Below are 18758 nucleotides of genomic sequence, written 5' to 3' on the forward strand. Positions count from 1 at the left end.
CCTCCGCTTCACGGAAAGGGATGGGGATGCGGGTTGAGCTCGTCAGCGCGAAGTGGACGGTCGTAGTAGCCGAGCTCGTGCGGCACGGTGAGTAGCCGCGGCAAGCCGTCGACGCGGCGGTAGCGGTGGCCGAAGGTCATCGGCAACAGCCCCGGAATGAGCACCTTGACGCAGCGGAAGCCGCCCGCGGTGTGCTCGGCCGTGGTCTGGTCCACCACCACCACATCCAGACCACGTCCCAGGTACCTGTCCAGCGTCGCGGTCAGGTCATCGCGCAAGTCGTCGGCGCGGGTACGGAACGCGCCCCCGAACGACTCCTCGATCGGCACCACACGGTCGCTTTCGAACAGGAACCCGAACCGGTCGAACGCAGCCGGATGCGAGTAGAGCACGGTGTGGTCGTGCATGCTGCGCACCTGATCCGGGTCGGCGACCATCTGCCGCGCCCGGTCAACATCCTCGGCATAGGAGCCCTGCCGCCACTGCAGAATCGGCGCGAGTTCGAGCAGCGCGCCTGCGACGGCCTTCTCCGGCACGAGGCCTGCCCCCGCCGCGCAGACCGTCTTGAGGCGGCTCTCGTCGTCACCCGGCGCCACGGCCATCGCCCACACGCTCGGGATGCCTTGTTCGGTGGTGGTGTCGAAGACGTGGATGTCGCATACGGTCTCGCTTTTGAGTCGCGCCGCCATCAGCGGGATGGTGCGGTCGCGGGCGGAGTTGAGGTCGAGACGGCGCACGGGCAGTTTCGCGTACCAGGTCATGAGGAAGGCGTCGCGTTCGGCGAGTTCCAGCATGCCGTGCAGGATCGCCTCTTCCAGGCAGCTGCCCAGCGCGCACCCGTTGGAGATCTCGTAGACAAACGGCCGGAAGTCGTTGCTGGCCAGATGAAGCCGGTAGTAGGCGCAGCTTTCCGGTACCAGCACCGGGCCGCCGCGGGCGAACGAGTGCCCCCACACCCATCGCATCCGCAGATCCTCGGTGTAGCGCTCGTAGCCGAAGCCCGGCAACGCGTGCCGGTCCTCGGGATACAGCCCGAGAGTGCCCGGGTCCAGCGCTTGCTCGGCCAGCTCCCGGTAGCTGCCCTCGACGACGGTGCGGCGCCCGCCGGGCCGCACGCCGCCATATCGCTCGACGGCTTCGGCGATCGCGGTCAGCCGGGCTGTCCGGTAGTCCAGCTCTCTTCCCGAGCCACTTTCGGTCTGCGGCGGGTTGCCCGGCAAACCAATGGGCGCCATCATCGTCGGATAGATCTCCAGCGTGGTGCGCTGCAACGCTCGAATGAGCCCATGCTCGGCGTCGACATACGTGCGCAGGAGATCGTCCATTCCTGCTGACAGGTCCCGGACCCGATAGCGTTCCGGCCCTAGCTTGGGGGCGGGCTGAAGCGTAATTCGCGCCGCGTCCGGGCTGTCGTCGGCCAGACCGCCGCAGGTGGGGCAGTGCGGGTCGGGCAGGAACCGGTGCGAGCTGACGGTCATCGTGTTCAGCCGCAGCCGCACCGTGCCCAGGCGCAACCTGCCGGCCGCGACGCCGGTGACCTCGGTGCTGGTCAGCCGAGCTGCCACGGTGACGCCGAAGCTGGTCAGGGCCGGGTCGGGGGCGTGGTAACGGTCGGGGAACCGCTGCCGGGCGTCGGCGTGCAGTTGCGCGTCGGGCCGGGCCCGCGACCGCCGCACTTCGACGCAATCGGTGCAGCCTGCCACGCCCGGGGTCACCGTGGGTCCGATCACGACGGTGCCCAGCTCCACCCGTACCGGGGTCCAGGAAACGTTACCCGGCAACGCAGGCGCGTGCCCATTGCTGAACTGTTCCGGCCCATCGGCCACGATCACGACCGCGGGCGGCTTTTCACTCGCGGAAAATTTGGCGATCGACGTGACATCGTCCACTATGGACACGTTTGCGGCGATGCCCAGCTCGGCGGCGATAGCGGCACCCAGCCGGCCCTTCCCGACGACTACGAAATCGGGAGCGCTGCTCATCGGACGACGACCTGTACGACGGCCGGCAGCACGGCGGTGACCACCGGGTCGTGTCCTACCGCCACGGCGTGCACCCGGTGCCCTTGCGCGGCAAGCGTGGAAACCAGCTCCGGCCAGCCGAGACGGGCCACGGCAGCATCCGGCGCTGCGACGGACTCCCCGCGCAGCCTGGCGGGCAGTTCCGGGGCCGCGGGCGGTGCCAGACGCGGCCGGCCGGATTCGGCGGCCTGATAGTAAAGCAGGGCTTGCACCAGGCCGGCCTTGATCGCCTCGACGTGATCTGAGCCTGCCGTGTAGCCAATCGTGGCTTCACCGTCGCACCAGGCGAGCGCTGGCACTCCATGAACGGCGGTGAGGTCGTAGCAACGCAACCCGGGAAGCGCGGTGCGGGTCGCGTCAAGGTAGAGCGCGGTCGAGCCGGTCAGCTCGGCGGCGTCGAGCGGCAACTGCGGGAACGGCTCGCGGGCACGGTCAACGGCACCGGCCGCCAGCGCGGCGCAGTGGTCGAGTAGCGCCATGCGCAGCGCCTCGTCCCCGCCGAGCGCGGCCGCCAGCCCCACTGGCCGCATGAAGGTCTCCGCCGGGCCAGGCTTGGCCAGGGCCGGATAGGCCAGCTCGGCGTCGATGGCTTCCCAAGCGCCCGAGGCGAGATCGCGGGCGAACACACGGTCCGGCCCGTCACCGCGGCGCAGCCGCCGCCGGTCGACTGCCAGCGTCGCGTACAGCTCGAAGGCGCGCAGCGCCGCCTGATGCCGGGCGGCGGCGAAGCTGTCGCCGAGGCCTACCGCGCCCGGGTGCCCGTCGCGAGTGTCGAGCAACCCGAACGGGTCGGCGACAGTGACCTCGGCCAAATGGAGCGGAAGCTGCGGCAGATCGCTCTCGTCGAGCGTGCGCATCGGGCCTAACCTGGCGTCGAAAAGCTCAGCCGCGGCACGGGAGAATGCGGCCGGTTCATGAGCGGGCCGGGAGAGCAAGTCGGCAAAGCGTCGCGCCGTTTCGTCTTGCGACTCTGGACTGGCCGGGCCCGCTCCCGGATGCGGCAAGAACCTGTGCTCGGTGGTGTCCAGCGTCTCCAGATCGACCACGCTCACCGTCTCGGCGGGCAGGCCGCCGCGCGCGCCGGAAACCCCGGTCACATATTGGAAGGCGAGGAACGCCACCCGGTTGCCCACGATCGAGGCGGTCGGCCCGGCCAGGAAAGGGCTTTCCGGCACTGCAGTCTCGGGGAAAAGGTCGGCGTCGGCGGGCCGAGGGCGGTTGGACCTGGCGCGCAGCCACGCTGACTCCCAGCCCGCACCGACGCTGCCGCCGATAGGCCCGGTCCACGCTTCGTCATCCACGACGATGCCTTGCAGGAGGGGACGTCCATGCTCACGGCAGAGCCGATCGAGGTCGCGGGCGCGGGCGAGCACCGGCCGATCGCTGACATGCAGCAGCAGGTCCGCACCCGCCACGGCGTCGCTCAGCTCTCCCGCCGAATCGGAGAACGACCGCAGGTGTAGGCGCTGCGCGGGGTCGCTCTCGCGGGAGTCGGCCAGGTACCTGTCGAGAAGGTCAGTGTCTGTTGGGCAGTCGCCGGCGACCAGCACGGTCAGCTCGAGCACTCCGGCGCGCAAGCAGGCGTGGGCCAGCGCGTGCAGGCTCAACCCGGCGCCCAGACAGGTGATCCGCGTGGTGCGGAAGTCGTGGAAGCGGCGCGCCGCAGAGCTGAGATGATGGTCGATGTACGCGATTTCCGCGCCGTAGCGGGCCATTTCGGCAGCGCTCAGCGGATTCGGGTCGTCGTCTTGGACATCCTTGACCAGGCCGGCGTCGTGAAGCGCGGTGACCATGGTGAGCACCATGTCCCGCTTGCCTTCGGGCAGGCCGCCGACCAGCTCGTCAAGCTCGATCGAGCCGTCGAGGTAGGGCGCGAGCCGGTCCATCAGCGGCAGCGCGCTGCGGCCACGGACGGTCAGCGGATCGCCGGGGTGGATGAACGCCAGCGCGTCGCCCTGTGGAACCCAGTAGACGTCCGGCTTGAGCTTCGGTTTCATCGGGGCCGTCCTCTTGTGTCGAGCTATGAGCCAATTGCGCGCACGACGGCCACGATGCTTGGCGTCCCAGGGGGCCGGTCCTTCTCGATCCGGCCGGGACGAGCGCGCGGTACACCGACTTGCGCGAGGAATGTGTTGGTTGCGGTGATGCCTATCGGGTGCGGCTCAGCTGCAGCAGCAGCAACAGCAGGCAATACAGCAGCTGCAGCAACTGCACGGAGGGCCGAACGAAGCCGCCGTTTCGGTGGCGCCGTGGCCGAGGTCGAGCGCGTCCAGGGACGGGCCGACGATGCCGGCGGTGTGTAGTGGTTCGACGCCCAGATCGTGCAGATCGAGGGCGAGGCGTTCAGCAGCGGACATGCGGATCCTCCAAGGGTTTAGCTGCAGCAGCAGCAACAGCAGACAACGCAGCAGCTGCAGACCGAACACGAGGCGGCCATCTCGGCCATCGCGTGTCCACCGACGAGGGACTCCAGCGTCACCGACGGCGACTGACTGGCGATCTCGAGCACCTCTGTGTCCAGATCGGACAAACTAAGGGAGAGATTCATTTTTTCTGGTACCTCCGTACGCGCTGGCGGTTAGCAGCAACAGCAGCAGCTGCACAGGACGATGCCGACGCTGATTGAGGACCCACCGGTCTCGATCATCGCCTGGCCCGCCGACAGCGATTCGAGCGCCAGCTCGGGAGCAAGGCGCATCACTTCGATGTCTTCGACGAGCAGGTCGGCCAGGTCGAGCTTCATGAGCGTGCTCCTTTCATCCGCAGCAGCAGCAACAGCAGGTAGCGCAGCAGCTGCACGCGGGTACACAGGATGTGGCCAATTCGGCCATGGCATGGGCGCCCGAAATGGATTCGAGCGTCAGCGCATTCCCGACGACGGGTTCAAGCATCTCGACATCGATGTCGTCAAGAGCCAGCCCAGTTCCGTGAATCGCCATCTAACTCCTTTCAGCGCAACTCTTTGACGCATTGTTAAGGTGGCGAACCACCTCAGCTGCAACAGCAGCAGCAGCACGGAAGACAGCAGCTGCAGCAGCCGGCCGGCAGAACTGATCCGCCGAGTTCGGTCATCGCCTGGGATCCCAGAAGCGATTCCAGCGATACCTCATTCGGGTTGTGCGCGACCTCGATCCGTTCCACCTGAACGTCTCGGAGGTCCAGCGCGATGTGTTGGCCAAGTGTCATACTCACCTCCCTAGGGACGCAGTCGAGTATGACCTGGCCTTCTACACAGCCATCTATACAGCGGCCTACACAAACGCCTACACAGGCTGAAGTAAAGCCTGGTGACCGCTGGCGATGGCGTGGCGCAACGATCGCAGCTCAGTGCTCGGGCCGATTCCGAGCTCGGTGTCCAGGACGTCGCACACCTTCTGGTAGGCCCGCAGCGCATCCGTGCGCCGGCCCGAGCGGTAGAGCGCAGTCATGAATTGGCCCCAAAGCCTTTCCCGCAAAGGATTTCGGCGTACCAACGTCTCCAGCTCGAAAGCCAGCGCCTCATGCTGGCCCAGGCCGAGCCGGGCGTCGATGTAGTCCTCCTCCGCGCCCAGGCGGGTCTGGTCGAGCCGTGCCGCGAACGCGGCGGTGAACTCGGTGTCTATCCCTTGCAAGGCCTTGCCACGCCACAGGCTCAGCGCCATGAACAGGTTCTCGGCCGCTTCGGGATAGCGGGTCTCGCGAAGCGCCCGCCGCCCCGCAGCGGCCAGATCCTCGAACATGTAAGCGTCGCATTCGCCCGTTCGCAGATCGAGCCGGTAGCCGTTGGGGGTGTGGCTCGGCCGCGGCTCATCTGCCGGGGCGGCCACCGCGAGCACGCGACGCAGATCCGAGACATACGAGTAAAGGTTGGCCCGAGCCGACGCGGGCGGGGCCTCGCCCCACAGGGCGTCGACGATCTCCTCGACGTCGATGACGGCGCCCGGCCGCAGCAGCAGCAGCGCCAGCAGTTCCCGCATCTTGCGGCGGGTCAGCCTGGTCGGCTCACCGTCCGCGGCACGGACCTCCAGCGGGCCAAGCACGAGAAACGCCGGCATCGCCTACGCTCCTGCCGGTTTCACCTCGACGGAACCGGCCACCGCAGGCCGTATCGCGCGGCTGGCGGTGGTGGCCGGCGCCGGAAGCGGGAAGCCTTCGGCCACCTCGTCTCGGGTGAGGAGTCCGTCTTCGATGGCGCGCATCAGCATGTCAGTCTTCGTCGGCGCGGCCCGGCCCACCTGGGCGTATTTGAGCCGTGCCCGCCGGATGTACATGTCGACAGTGTGCGGGGAGATGCCCATCCGGCTGGCGACCGACGCCTTGGACATCGACTGGAACCACCACAGGAGCGCGGTGCGCTCGCGTTCGGAGAGCACGGGCGCCTCAGGACGCTGGTCGCTGACAAGGATTCCGGCGGCCATCGGCGTGACATAGGGCCTGCCTTCGGCAACCGCGAACACGGTCGTCAGCAGATGGTCGGGGCCTTCGCTTTTGGCCAGGAACGCATAGGCTCCGGCGTCGAGCGCGGCGAGCACTATCTCTTCCTCGGTGAACTGGGAGAAGACGATGACCCGCTGCCCCGCACCGGCCAGCGTCGCGATGTCGTCGATGGCCAGGCGCCGGTCGAGGTGCAGGTCGAGAATTATGACGTCCACATTGGACATTGAGGCCGGCACGTTGGTGCCTACGTGGGACACCTTGATCCGGGGCTCGACGTTCAGCCAGGCCCGGATGCCCTCGATCACGACCGGATGGTCGTCGATAATGCTCACCCGGACAGGGGCTGCGGCACTCGCCATCGGACCTCCACCCACAATTGTTTCGCCTCCTGGTCGTCGACAACCGACACGGGCAGGCTCGATCGCAAGTCGTCCAGCACCTCGGCGGGAGCGTCGGCTGTCACGCTCACCACCACTTCCGCGGCGTCCCCGACCACCGTTATGCGGGCACGGCTGGCCGCGGAAGCCAGTACCAGCAAAACAACCTCGGTCAAACTACGCCGCGCCGCCGCGGGCACCTGAGGCAGCGCGCCGTAATGGAAGAAGGTAACGTCCACGCCGCGCCGCTCGGCCAGATCGGTGCAGGCGCGCAGCTCGTGCAGCATCGGGTCGGAGGAGTCGTCGGTTTCGGCGAACAGCCGCCGCAGGCGGGCCGCCTCCACTCCCGCCAGCCGCCACACCTGCGGGTCGGCCGGGTCGAGTGTGCTGTCGCCCAGGCCGCGCAGCAACGGCGCGACTCGCTCGCCGATCTCCCGGTAGCGGCGCTGCCGCTCGCTGTGCACCGCCTCCTCGGCTGCGGCCCGCGACTCGTTCTCCGCGCGGGCGAGGGTCAGCTCCGCAGCTCGCCGCGCCACCCGGGTGAGGTGGTGGGCGACCACGACGAAGAGCAGCTGCGCGCCGGCGGTGGCGAAGGTGACCAGGACCACCCGGCCCGCCGTGACCCGGTCCATCGAGCCGTCCGCGGCCATGGCCACCACCGAGATCGCCGTGTTGGCGCCCTGCATGACGATCAGCTCCCACAGCGGCCGGTGCATCAGCAGCAGCACCCCACACCAGCCGACCGTGTTCCACGCCCAGCTGGCGTCGCCGAGCACCTGACCGGGCGGGTAGGAAAGGATCGCGACGAGGCTCGCCCCGACCGCCAGCGCGGCCAATAGGCGGCAGGCGAGCACGCTGGCCCCGGCACCACGGCGCAGCAACAGAACCGAACCGGCCACCTGGACGCCCGCCACGATCACCCAGGCCGTTACCGTGCCCAGCCGCGACTCGTACTGCGACCAGCTGCGCGCGATGATGATCACGTCATAGCAGACGTGACAGATGAGCAGGATGACGACGGCCGCCACCTGCGCGGCGCTGGCGTAGCGGGCGGCCACGGAGTCGCCACCCGTTGCGGGGCTAGACATCTGGCCACCTCAGCACGACCTGGGTGCCCAGGCCCGGCTCGGAGCGCACGCTGGCCGAGCCGCCGACCGACCGCATGCGGCCGTCGATCGACTCCCGCAGACCGCGCCGGTGGGCCGGAACGGAGGTCACGTCGAAACCGACCCCGCTGTCGCGTACGGTGATGCTCGCCCCGTCGGCGTCCGCGCGCGCTTCCAGACCGGCTTCGCCTGTCCCCGCGTGCCGTGCCACGTTGGTGAGCGCCTCGGCGACACACTGCGACATCGCCGTCGCCACCTCGGCGGGTAACTCGATCGGGGATACGTCCACCGACACGTTCAGCGGCGTGCTCGCGGGCGGCTGGACAGCGGCGAAACGCAGCATCAGGTCCAAGCGCACCTTCGGCAGGCTGGGCTGTGGCCCGCTCGGACCTTCGCGCAGGCTTTCGATGATGAGCAGATCGGCGGCGGCTCTTTCCCGCAGCGCAACCGAATCGCTGGCGATACCTCCGGTGTGCACCATCGTGAGGGTGGCCAGCACCGTGTCGTGCAGGTGCCGCTGATGGTTTCGCTCGTCGGCACGGATGGCCGCCCGCACGATCGCCGCTCGGCGCTGCTCTGCCAGCTCGGCCAAGGCGGCGTCGGCCGAGCTGGTCGCCCGGTGCACCAAGGTGGCCAGGCCGGCGCCGATCAGCGCCGCCACCGCCAGAAACACGGGTGCTTCGCTGATCTGGCCGTCGCCGACCGCGTACACCGCGGCGATGCCAAGGCCAGCCGCGAGCCCGATCGGCTGGCGCAGCCCGAACTGGGTGATCAACACCCCTGCTCCGGCGACGATGTCGACCCAGCCGGTCCCGGACGCCATCATGCGTACCTGTTCGGGGACAAGCCAGCGATGCGCGACCAACAGCACTGCGACAACAATGACATCGATGTAAATGAGGATCGGCGATGGGCCATGCCGTAGCACCTGACGGGCGAACAGCCCGCTCCACAGGAGGACCCCGACACTGCCGGCTATCACCAGGCCGGGCTGCGCCGGGGGTGCCATCCCCGCGATGGCGACCACAGCGCCCAGCACCCCGCTCGACAGCCGCATTGCAGCGACCAGCACGGTCAGCGTCCGGCGAGCGCCGGGGCCGGCCGAAGCCGTGTCGGCGCCGCCGGTGTCGGCCTGGCGCGAAGCGGGCAATCCCACGGGCGGACCTGCATTTCCTTGCGGCGAGAGATCGGAACATCGGCGATCTTGAGTGGTAACGCACCGAGCATATCGACGCCGAGGAGTCGACGCATGACCCGCGATCGGGGAACAGCGGCCTGCGTGTATTCATTGATCAACCCACCGAGAATCAGGCGTCGTTGAACACGGGCAACTACCTGCGACAGTAGGCTCGGTGATTGTTGGCCGAGTGGCGTACTCGGTCAGGACGCTGCACAGGTGCCGTTCGGCGAGACCTGACGCATATAGCTCACCGATCATCCGGATCTCGATGGCTGAGTGGACGGCCTGGGTACCGTCGCTGCAGCGGTCCAATAGCAGGCTGACGAGGCGGCTGGCGTCGGCACTGACCTACTGAGACTGCGTCTCGGTGTCGCCGCCGAACTTTCGGTGCAAAGTCTCAGCCCTCCGAATAGGCAGGCGGGTCGCCAGCCATTACCTCAAGGCCAAGGCACCTGCGTGCCTGCAGCGCCTGACGTGCCAATCGCGCCCACACCGCCTTGATAGGAACTAAAATTAATGCCGGTGGTGATGCATCTATTCGTGTGGAGTGAGAGGCATTTGCCGAACACGTGTTTGAAGTCAACGGAGGAGCAATGCCTCAAGCGCCAGACGAAAACGACGAACAGCCGCTCGAAACTTCGCCGGCCGTAGACGGGGAACAGCCGATCGAGGCTTCGCCGGCCGCAAACGACGAGCTGTCGTTCGAAGCTGTCCCAGGGCTGGCCGCGCTCTTCGAAATTATCAATAGCGGCGAAGGCGCTGGCGTCGGGCCAACGGGCCAACCCGGACTCAAGATACCGCCACACGTCTTTGTTTTCCGGCCGCACCCAAAGGTGGAGAATTGGCAAGAGACAGATTGCGTGCCGATTATTTTTACGAGTCCGTTGGGCCAGTTTCCGCGGTCATTGAAGATCGGAGTGAAGGTCGGTGCGCCACGAAAGTTGGCTAGCGGGAAGATGATCGGACCTGACGAAGCGGCACAAGACTCATCGTTTGCCGCAGAGGCAGCGGCCACCGCGATCACGAAACTGCTCGACATGGGAGCACCCACCGGCGCAATCCAAAAAAGCTTCTACCAGTTCATGCAGGAGCTACTCGATAACTTACGTAAGGGTTTCCGCGTCAACGACTGCTCCGGCTCCGTCTGACGCCCGCGCAGACACCCAATGACTGCAGGCGTGTAGAAGATCGCGGTGAGTCCAGGACGACTCCAGACTCATTGCTATCCCGTGAGTGGCGATATTCAGTGACGTACTCGGATTTGTCGCTGACTTGGCCCAGCGCATCGACTCACAGCGCCCCGTTCGAAAGCAGCGGTGTTCTGGCTGATTGGCTCGGGTCCTTCTCACAGTCCTGGAGGTACCCGCGGAGTGGGCGGGCTGGTTCGGCAGCTCGCGTGAACTGGGGTATCGGTTTATCACGATCGGTGAGTCGGAAGACGAGGTCGGATCGCTTTGGGCGCGTGCCGGCACGCGTGCCGGCGTCGAATCGTCACTGGTGGTCGGCGGCTGGGCGGAACACGCATTTCCCGCTCCTGCATGTCGTGGATCTGATGGCACAAATGATCAGAACCGCGGCCCCTACCGTTGGCATGCTCGACGCACTTCTTGACGGTGCCGGGGCGCTTGCACCGCCGGCCGCCCCGAACGGATAACCATGCCGGGATCACGGCGATCCCTTTCAATGCTGCATGTTTCGTGGGAATGGCCAGCCATGGAGCCGGACGTCGCGGGGCTGCGCATCTGCCCCCGTCATCGCGATCTGGTGCTGGCCGCCGGGCCACCGGTCACCGCAATGATGTGCATGGCATGGCATTGCCCGCGCAGGGATCATCTTGACCATCAGGGCCAGTCGTGGCGGTCGATGTGTCCACTTCGGAGAATCGCTCGCTGACAAATGGACGTCGCCAGGCACGGTTCACGGCCAGAGGGTCACTCGTAGTTCAATCTGCAGTGGGCTGCCCAGACGGCTTTTGACCGAGACGGCCGCGTAGATGATCTGGTCCTCATCCGTGATCAGGCAGATGCCGGTCAGGCCGGGGTCGTGGATCGGCAATTCGCTTTCGCCACGGCTTATCGCCAGCTGGTAGCAGTCGGAACTACTTGGGTTTGGTGAGTCTGCTTTGGCCATGAGCCCGCTCTGGCTGGTAATCACCATGTCGCTGCCGCATGAGTCTCTTCCCGCAATGGTCAGATCGCCACCGTCATCGCTGGGGGTGGAGTAACCGGCATCGATGGTGTCCATATCGATCGGGTGAGTGTAGGCCGCGCAGCGATCAACCTCGACGATCACTAGACGGTTGGTGAACATCGCGACGGCAGGCGAGGCGGGACGGATGACTTTCGGGGGCGGGCTGTTGCCGATCGGACCACTCACTACAGTGAGGCCACAGGTTGCGGTGGCGCCTGCCAGGGAGACCATGCCGATCGCCCGCCAGGTTTTGCCTTCCGCCTTCGCGTCCTTCTCCCGTTGCGAGGGTTCGCCGTCGCCGGACGGTCGTTTGCGAAGGAATGTCACCATTGCGGCGATCGCGGTCATCGCGGCCAGAAAGAAGCCTGCGATGCCTGCCAGCTGGTCGGCCTCCTCCAGACCAGATTGCAGCATCCTCAGACCCAGGCCCAGTATCACGGCGCAGATGACACTTCCTGCTATGCCAACGGCAAGCCTCTTCCGCATAGAGCTAAGCTACCTAGTCGTATACTTGTGGCACTCGGTAAAGCGGGTGCATATCAGCTCTAATCGTCTAATAGCTCCTCAGACGGACACCCAACCCGACGGCAAGCTTGACGAGGCGGCAGTGGCGTTCTGTCGCTTTGCCGATGCGGGCGACGGTGTGCCGACGGGCAGTTGGCTGAATTGCCTCTAGGGCAGGCGTTTTTGCTGTGCTGCGCCGCCGCGCCGGTGCAGGCGACAGTGAAGCCCCCCAACAACCCACCGCGCAGATTGTGGGCGCCCGAGACTAAGGCTCATTGTTTACATGTGAGCTGTGGGTCTTTGATTGCCTAGTCCGGCAGCGCGGGCTTGCTGTGCAGCCTCGGCTCGGCTGGCGACCTGGAGTTTGGTGAGGATCGCGGAGATGTGGTTGCTGACCGTTTTTGGGGCCATGCCCAGCCGGTTGCTGATGGCGGTGTTGGGCAGGCCTGCGGCGAGTAGGCCGAGGACGTCGCGTTCTCGTGTGGTGAGTTCGGGGAACTTATCCACTTGGTGGCCGGGGCCGCTGAGGTAGCCCAGGACTCGGCTGGCAATGCCGGGCCCGAAGATGGCTTCACCGTCGGCCACGGCGTGGATCGCCCGCAGGATCTGGTCTTGTTCGGCGCCTTTGAGGAGGTAGCCGAGGGCGCCGGCCCGCATGGCGGCGAACACGGACTCGTCGTCGTCGAACATGGTGAGCATCAAGATGGCGACTTTGGGTGCCGCGCGGGAAATTTCGGCGGTGGCCTCGACCCCGTTGAGGCCCGGCATCTGAATGTCCATGACCAGGACGTCTGGCTGGAGCATGACGGCTGCCCGTAACGCGGCGCGGCCGTCGGCGACCGTGTCGGCAACGGTGATGCCGGGCGTGAACTTGAGCAGCGCGGCCAGTCCGTCGCGGACCACTGGGTGGTCGTCGGCCACGACCACGCGCAGCGGGCGTACTTCCGGTTCGGTGTCGTCATTGGTCATGCTCTACCTGCTTGTTGCTGATTGTCCGTCCAAAGTGGAAGCTGGGCAGTCACGAGACCGCCGCCGCCGGCCGGGCCGGCGTGGCACGATCCGCCCAGCTCGGCAGCGCGTTCGTGCATGGAGCGTAGTCCTATTCCGACGGGCCAGGCGGCATCACCGTTGACGTGGGCGCCGTCGTCGCGTACTTCGATCGTCAGTTCCCGGCCCAGCGACAGGCGAATCTGGATGTTTTGTGGCTGGGCGTGGCGTACGGCGTTGGCGAGTGCCTCGATGGTGATCCGGTACGCGGCGGACTCGACCGCGGCCGGCAATGCCGGCAACACGTTGGGCAGGTCGATGTGGATCTCGACTGGTGTGCCGTCCGGACGCCGACCGAGCTGCACTATCTGCTGGCGCAGCGCTGCGAGCAGGCCAAGCTCGTCCAGTGCTGGCGGGCGCAGGCCGTAGGCGACCCGCCGGATGTCCTCGATGACCGCGCCGGTCTGACGGCGCAGTTCGGCCAGCAGCTCGATGGCCTTCGCCGGGTCGACAGGTACCAGGTTACGGGCCAAGTCGGCCTGCAGCGTGACACCGGTCAATGCGGGGCCGAGCCCGTCGTGCAGATCCCGGCGCAGCTTGCGGCGCTCCTCCTCACGTGCGTTGACAATGCGCTCACGGGAACGCTGAAGCTCCAGCGACAGTGCGGTGGCATGCACCGCCACTGACAGCGGGGCGGCCAGCAACTCCAGCACGGCCCGGTCGGCTGGATCGAGCCGGTGCTCACCGGCACGCGCCCCCACCACGAGCTCGCCGAGCCGTTTGCCGCCATAGGTCAGCGCAATCGCATGCAGCGCAGCCGGAGCTGTACCCGCGGCGCTGAGTTCCCCATGCGGCCCACGAAGCGCCGCGAAAGGAAGGCGCAGCGCCGCACATAGCGCCTCCAGCACCCCACCGAGCCCTGCCTCGGCGTCGACCAGCCGTGCCCCTACCTGGGATGCCGCGCGGACCGGATCGGAGCGGTCGCCATAGAAGGCCCTGTCCACCAGCCGTTGAAGCAATACCCGAACCGGGTTGAAGCCAATGGCGATGAGCACGGTGGCGGCCACAGAGGTGCCGAGCCCGGTCTGCTGGCGCAGGATCCCGTCGAACAGCGCCACCAGCACCACATAGGCGGCCACCACCGCACCGGTCAGCAACAGGTAGAGCACCGTGCGGGATAGAACGAGCCGGATGTCGAGCAGCTGGTAGCGCACGATCGCCACGGTGACGGCCGCGCCGATGAGCGGGATCGCCAGCAGCATCAGCACCGGGCCGGCAAAGAACACGCCCCACGGGATCAGTACCCCAAAAACGATCAACGCGGCCAGGATCAGCCAAAGGAGCTGGCGCCGCTCACGTTCGCCGCCACGGCGGTAGCGCAGAATCAGCGCGACGACGCACACGCCGTAGAGAAGCACGGTGCGCAGCTCTGCGACCGTCCACAATGGCGTCAACTGGTCGTAGCTGGTCAAAGTGAGATACCCGGCGGGTGCACCGGGTACAGGCGGATCAGGTTCGGTGCCAAGCTCGGCGGCAAACAGGGGCGCGGTGATGACTACCGCCCAGATAAGCGGACGCCAGCGCGGACTGGGTGGCTGCCCGTCAGGAAACAGCAACAGTGCCAACGGCAGTAACATGGAAATCGACCACGGCCACGCGTATACCCCGATGGTGGTTATCAAGCGCACCAGCCACAGCTGCCAGTCCGCAGCCAGGCCGGCCACCACCAATGGCACCGAGACTGCGGTGATCGCATGTCCGAGACCGGCCGCCAGGAACAGCCACCCCATGGGGTTGCGGGGACGGTGGGTCGCAAGAATCAGCCCGCACAAGGGAAACGACAGGCCCGCAACCGAGTTGGTCACCACGAAGGTGTCGACCGCCTCGGCCAGACTCATCCCGGCCGCGATCGCCCCGATGACCGCCGCCGCGGTCAGGGTTGCTGACACCAGCGCCAGGCTCCAGGCCAGCGGGCCAAGCCACCGCCGCCAGCGTTGCGCTGGTGCCTTTACCCTCATGAGTTGATGATGCGCGCCCGGCCTTCCCCCTGTCACGGGACATCTTCCCGGGGCACCCGGGCGATTTCCCGGCCGTACCCGCTGGGCTCCCTCTGCCCCACGGGAACCTTTGCGGACAACCTGATCCCTGACAGGAATTGACCTGCTGACGAAGGGATACCTTAGATGACCGTCATCACCGGCCCTAACGAGGCCACCAAAGATTCAGGGCTAGGCGCGTTGCGCGGCGCCGGGCTTGTCGCGGTGATCGTGCTCGGCCCGCTGTCGATCGCGATCCTGCGCCTGATCCTGCCTTACGGCTCAGGTGACGACGCCGCCACGGTCGCCGCCAAGATTGCCGATCACCCAGGCGCGCAGGCCGTCACGCTTTGGCTCACCTTGATTGCGATGACCACTATGGTGCCCGGAGTGATCGCCGTGGGGCTGCTGGCCGCTCGTCATGCCCGCACACTGGGCACCTGGGGCATGGTCCTAGCCGTCGCCGGATTCTCCTTGCTATGGGCCACTACCAGCATCGACTTCGCAGCCCTCGCAGGTGTCCAATCCGGCATCGGCCAAGACAACACCGCTAAGCTGATCGGCAATCTCAACGCCAACCCGGGGCTGACCGCAGCGACCATCGTTTTCGTGCTGGGACACATCCTTGGCACGATCCTGATCGGCGTGGCCCTGCTGCGCAGACACGTCATACCAGCCTGGGCGGCATGGATGTTGATCGTATCCCAGCCGCTGCATCTCGTGTTCGCCGTGATCGTGCCCTCGCCACCGCTAGACACAGCGGCCTGGGCGCTGACCACGATCGGCTTCGCCGTAGCCGCGCTGGCCATCACAACCCGATCCGCCGGACACTAGACACCGCCAGCCCGGTGGTCCCGGGCCTGTGGGCTCGCTAAATTGGGTTGTTGAACTTCCCGTATCCCCGCCGATCATAAGAGATCAGTCGTACGCGAGGACGGTTCTGAGGGCGGCTCGGCGTAGGTCGATCGGGAGCCGACGTCGCTGGATCATGGAATGTCCATATTGGCTGTGCGGCATAGGCCAATGTCGCCACGAGCTTCCAGCTGCGATACTCACGCATGGGTTGGGCTCCGCCACCTGAGCTGCCGGTTCCGGAGGCGGAGCCCGCTGCCGGCCCTCTCTGACTGGCATCAGGAGAGGGCCACCTTCATCCCTGGATCGCCGTGATGAGCGCCGCGAGAGCCGTGAGCACGGCGGCAAGGCCGAAGAGAACAGGCGCCCACGATCCCTGGCGCCTGTCTGGTGGCTGGCTCATGTCGTCACCTCCTTCGTTTTAAGTGGTGTTATCCGACGGCGCTGTCCTTATCGGACCGCTTCCGCCGCGTCAAATTGCCGACGATGAGCTGCAAAAACGTCAGTCCTACCCCACTGAGTTCCGCACATTTGCATCTGCCAAGGTACGCGTAACACTATTATCAGAACCTAGACCAACGGCTTAGGAGATCGGCATGGATGGACCGGGCCAACCGACACCGGCCTCGCTCGTCCGCATAAGGAGGGAAGAAGGAAGCCTCGCCCCGAATACGGCGCGGAGCTATGCGCATGACCTGAGAGAGTTCAACGCGTGGGCGCAAGTTCACGGGCACAAGGGGCTGCCGGCGCTTCCCACCACGATCGATGAGTACGTAGAGCAGTGGATCAGCGGCCACGACGGGCACCGCCAGCCTGCGCCGTCCACCATCGCCCGATCGCTGGCCGCTATCGACTACGAGCACAAACGCTCGGGGTACCAGTCTCCCACCCATTTTGCGCGACGAACTTTGGATAGATACCGGGAAGCAATGACGCATGCGGCGCCACCGCGCAAAAGGAAGATCCCGCGCCAATATGAAGTCGACGGCATCTGGGGCCGCATCAAGCATCCAACACTTCGCGGTAAGCGCGACCGGCTCATTGTCAGCCTTCTTCAGGTGGCCAGAGTGAAGACCCAAGACCTAATTGGGCTTGACGTAGGCGATGCGACGTTCACCGAGAACTCGCTAATCCTCACCATCAAGGACCACACCGGCACACCGGCACGACGCCTGCATATCACCCGCGATGAATACGATGCACGTGATCCAGCTCCATTTCTTAGAGACTGGCTCGCCGCGCTCCACCAAGCTAGCGTCATAGAAGGCCCGTTGCTGCGAGCGATAGATCGACATGGCCGCCTTGCCGGAACTGAAGGGGCGGCAGTGCGAGGTACGGGTCGCATGAGCGCCAACGGCATCTCCAAAATCCTTAATGGCCTCGCCGGCCACGCATTGAGCGGATGGGGCCTGTCAAAGCACCACTCCTTTGTGTCCACACGCGCCGTAAGAATACGAACCGAGATCCTCCGCTATCCCAAGAACCCGGCACCATCTCCGGAATAGGCCTCGACGGTGCGTCGGTAAGGCGGAATTTGCTCCTCGCGGAGGTCTATGCGCCTGGCCGTCGTCTCGTGACCGTGGCCTGGGTGTCGTCAAAGGCGTCATGCGCGGTCAGCGCCGGCCTCTCGCGGAGGCCGGCGGCACCGATCGCAGACGGCGCTGGATCCGCGCATTGACTACTCACATCGACGGTCGTAGGTTGATGGAAAGGTATCGACAAATTTACCGATAGCGTTCGATGCCTCCGGCCCAGAGGAGTTAGCCCGGTGATCGCACATCTCCGCTCCAAGACCATGGCCGTCGTCGCGTCGGTCGTGACACTTTCGCTGCTGGCCGCGTCGCCCTCGCCCGCGCAGGCCAAGTCGCGTCCTGAGCCTACGGACGGCCTGGTGGAGGTAACCAGCTTCGGCCCGAACCCATCCGGCCTGCAGATGTTCCAGTACATTCCACAAAGCGTGCATCGGCACCCGGCTGTCGTGGTGGTTCTGCACTACTGCACCGGCTCGGGTCCGGCGATGTTCTCCGGCACCAGGTTCGCCGCGCTGGCCGACCTGCACGGGTTCATCGTGGTCTATCCGTCGGCGCCGCGAGAGGGACACTGCTTCGACGTCTCGTCCCCAGGCGCCTTGACCCACAACGGAAACAGCGATCCGGTGGGTATCGTCTCGATGGTCCGCTATGTGGTGAAGCGCCAAAACGGCGACACCAGAAGGGTATTCGTCACCGGCATGTCGTCTGGCGCCATGATGACCAACGTGCTCCTCGGCGACTACCCCGACGTCTTCCGCGCCGGATCGGCGATGATGGGCGTGCCCTTCGCCTGCTTCGCCACGACCGACGGCTCCATGTGGAATAGCCAATGCGCCAATGGCGCTGTCGACAAGACCCCGCGGGAGTGGGGCGACCTTGCTCGCGGCGCCTTCCCGGGCTACCGCGGAGCTCGCCCGCGCATGCAACTGTGGCACGGCACACTGGACAACATCCTCTTCTACCCGAACTTCGGCGAAGAGATCGAGCAGTGGACCGATGTGCTGCACACGAGCCGCACGCCTACCTTCACGCTGCATCCGCGTCCTAATTGGACCCACACCGGATACGTGAGCCGTGGCCGGGTCCAGATCGATGCCTACAGCGTGGAAGGCGAGACCCACAACCTGGGATTCAACGTGCCGGAGTGGGCCGACATCGCAGTCGATTTCTTCGGCCTGGCCTGACTCGGGGCAGGGGATTACTGCCAGATGATGCTGGAGCCGGAGACTGGCTAGTAGTTGATTCCGTGTGGACCCGCTGCCGGGCAGTCCGGCTGACCCTCTCGTTCATGGCTGTCCTGGCCGGGTCCTCGATCCCCACTGCCCCGGCAGCCGGGTCCGTGCCATCGCCGGGCGGATTCGATTCCCAGCTGCCCCTGTCACACGTACAGGTTCCTTCATGTGGTTTGGTATTTGGCTCGATTGTGCGAGAGGCCACGACAGTGGGCCACGTCGGTATCGGACACCGCGGGTGCAGAACGGCGATTTCATAGGCCACAGCGGCACATACAAATGGCCGATGAAGCCGCTATTCCAGCCGTTTGTATTCGAGTATTTC

At 66.0% G+C, this 18758-nt stretch carries 16 protein-coding genes; 4 read left to right on the plus strand and 12 right to left on the minus strand.

Annotated elements, in window-relative coordinates; all coding sequences use genetic code 11:
- Positions 1-8: 8 nt before the first annotated feature.
- The 9 genes from Rhe02_RS17035 to Rhe02_RS17070 form a co-directional block, all read right to left on the minus strand.
- Complete coding sequence (locus Rhe02_RS17035) at positions 9-1982, minus strand: TOMM precursor leader peptide-binding protein (protein ID WP_203909222.1); 1974 nt, start codon at positions 1980-1982, stop codon at positions 9-11.
- Positions 1979-4018, minus strand: coding sequence for a hypothetical protein (locus Rhe02_RS17040; RefSeq protein ID WP_203909223.1), 2040 nt, complete (start codon positions 4016-4018; stop codon positions 1979-1981). The genes Rhe02_RS17035 and Rhe02_RS17040 overlap by 4 nt, the downstream gene beginning before the upstream one ends.
- 165 nt (positions 4019-4183) lie before the next feature.
- On the minus strand, positions 4184-4447 hold the full coding sequence (locus Rhe02_RS17045; RefSeq protein WP_203909224.1) for a hypothetical protein: 264 nt from the start codon (positions 4445-4447) through the stop codon (positions 4184-4186).
- Positions 4396-4569 carry a thiomuracin/GE37468 family thiazolyl RiPP peptide gene (locus tag Rhe02_RS50915; protein ID WP_373320641.1) on the minus strand — a complete coding sequence of 58 codons (174 nt, stop codon included), beginning with the start codon at positions 4567-4569 and terminating at the stop codon, positions 4396-4398. Before Rhe02_RS50915 ends, Rhe02_RS17045 begins: the two co-directional genes overlap by 52 nt.
- Before the next feature lie 30 nt (positions 4570-4599).
- Positions 4600-4764, minus strand: a complete 165-nt coding sequence (locus tag Rhe02_RS17050; RefSeq protein WP_203909225.1) for a hypothetical protein — start codon at positions 4762-4764, stop codon at positions 4600-4602.
- 520 nt (positions 4765-5284) lie between these two features.
- Complete coding sequence (locus tag Rhe02_RS17055; RefSeq protein WP_203909226.1) at positions 5285-6055, minus strand: AfsR/SARP family transcriptional regulator; 771 nt, start codon at positions 6053-6055, stop codon at positions 5285-5287.
- 3 nt (positions 6056-6058) lie between these two features.
- Complete coding sequence (locus Rhe02_RS17060; protein ID WP_239123877.1) at positions 6059-6796, minus strand: response regulator transcription factor; 738 nt, start codon at positions 6794-6796, stop codon at positions 6059-6061.
- Entirely contained in the window at positions 6766-7902 is a 1137-nt protein-coding gene (locus Rhe02_RS17065) for a sensor histidine kinase (RefSeq protein ID WP_203909228.1), read from the minus strand. The genes Rhe02_RS17060 and Rhe02_RS17065 overlap by 31 nt, the downstream gene beginning before the upstream one ends.
- The gene (locus tag Rhe02_RS17070) at positions 7895-9076 is read right to left on the minus strand and encodes a sensor histidine kinase (RefSeq protein WP_203909229.1); all 1182 of its coding nucleotides are present in this window, start codon (positions 9074-9076) and stop codon (positions 7895-7897) included. Before Rhe02_RS17070 ends, Rhe02_RS17065 begins: the two co-directional genes overlap by 8 nt.
- A 593-nt stretch (positions 9077-9669) precedes the next feature.
- Between Rhe02_RS17070 and Rhe02_RS17075 the strand changes: the two genes are divergently transcribed.
- Positions 9670-10248, plus strand: a complete 579-nt coding sequence (locus Rhe02_RS17075) for a hypothetical protein (RefSeq protein WP_203909230.1) — start codon at positions 9670-9672, stop codon at positions 10246-10248.
- A 769-nt stretch (positions 10249-11017) separates the two neighbouring features.
- Here Rhe02_RS17075 and Rhe02_RS17080 read toward each other — a convergent pair.
- From Rhe02_RS17080 to Rhe02_RS17090, 3 genes are all read right to left on the minus strand, one after another.
- Positions 11018-11728 carry a hypothetical protein gene (locus Rhe02_RS17080; RefSeq protein WP_203909231.1) on the minus strand — a complete coding sequence of 237 codons (711 nt, stop codon included), beginning with the start codon at positions 11726-11728 and terminating at the stop codon, positions 11018-11020.
- Positions 11729-12073: 345 nt separating this feature from the next.
- A complete protein-coding gene (locus tag Rhe02_RS17085; RefSeq protein ID WP_203909232.1) occupies positions 12074-12763 on the minus strand; it encodes a response regulator transcription factor in 690 nt (229 codons plus the stop codon).
- Positions 12760-14799, minus strand: coding sequence for a sensor histidine kinase (locus tag Rhe02_RS17090; protein ID WP_203909233.1), 2040 nt, complete (start codon positions 14797-14799; stop codon positions 12760-12762). Before Rhe02_RS17090 ends, Rhe02_RS17085 begins: the two co-directional genes overlap by 4 nt.
- Positions 14800-14964: 165 nt before the next feature.
- On the opposite strand from Rhe02_RS17090, the gene Rhe02_RS17095 reads away from it, so the two are divergent.
- The 3 genes from Rhe02_RS17095 to Rhe02_RS17105 all read left to right on the plus strand — a co-directional run bounded on the left by Rhe02_RS17095 (position 14965) and on the right by Rhe02_RS17105 (position 18385).
- On the plus strand, positions 14965-15651 hold the full coding sequence (locus Rhe02_RS17095) for a DUF4386 family protein (protein WP_203909234.1): 687 nt from the start codon (positions 14965-14967) through the stop codon (positions 15649-15651).
- A gap of 614 nt (positions 15652-16265) precedes the next feature.
- Entirely contained in the window at positions 16266-17174 is a 909-nt protein-coding gene (locus tag Rhe02_RS17100; protein ID WP_203909235.1) for a site-specific integrase, read from the plus strand.
- Between the two features lie 263 nt (positions 17175-17437).
- Complete coding sequence (locus tag Rhe02_RS17105) at positions 17438-18385, plus strand: extracellular catalytic domain type 1 short-chain-length polyhydroxyalkanoate depolymerase (RefSeq protein WP_239123878.1); 948 nt, start codon at positions 17438-17440, stop codon at positions 18383-18385.
- Positions 18386-18758 lie beyond the last annotated feature (373 nt).

The organism is Rhizocola hellebori, assembly GCF_016862955.1.
Lineage (GTDB): Bacteria > Actinomycetota > Actinomycetes > Mycobacteriales > Micromonosporaceae > Rhizocola > Rhizocola hellebori.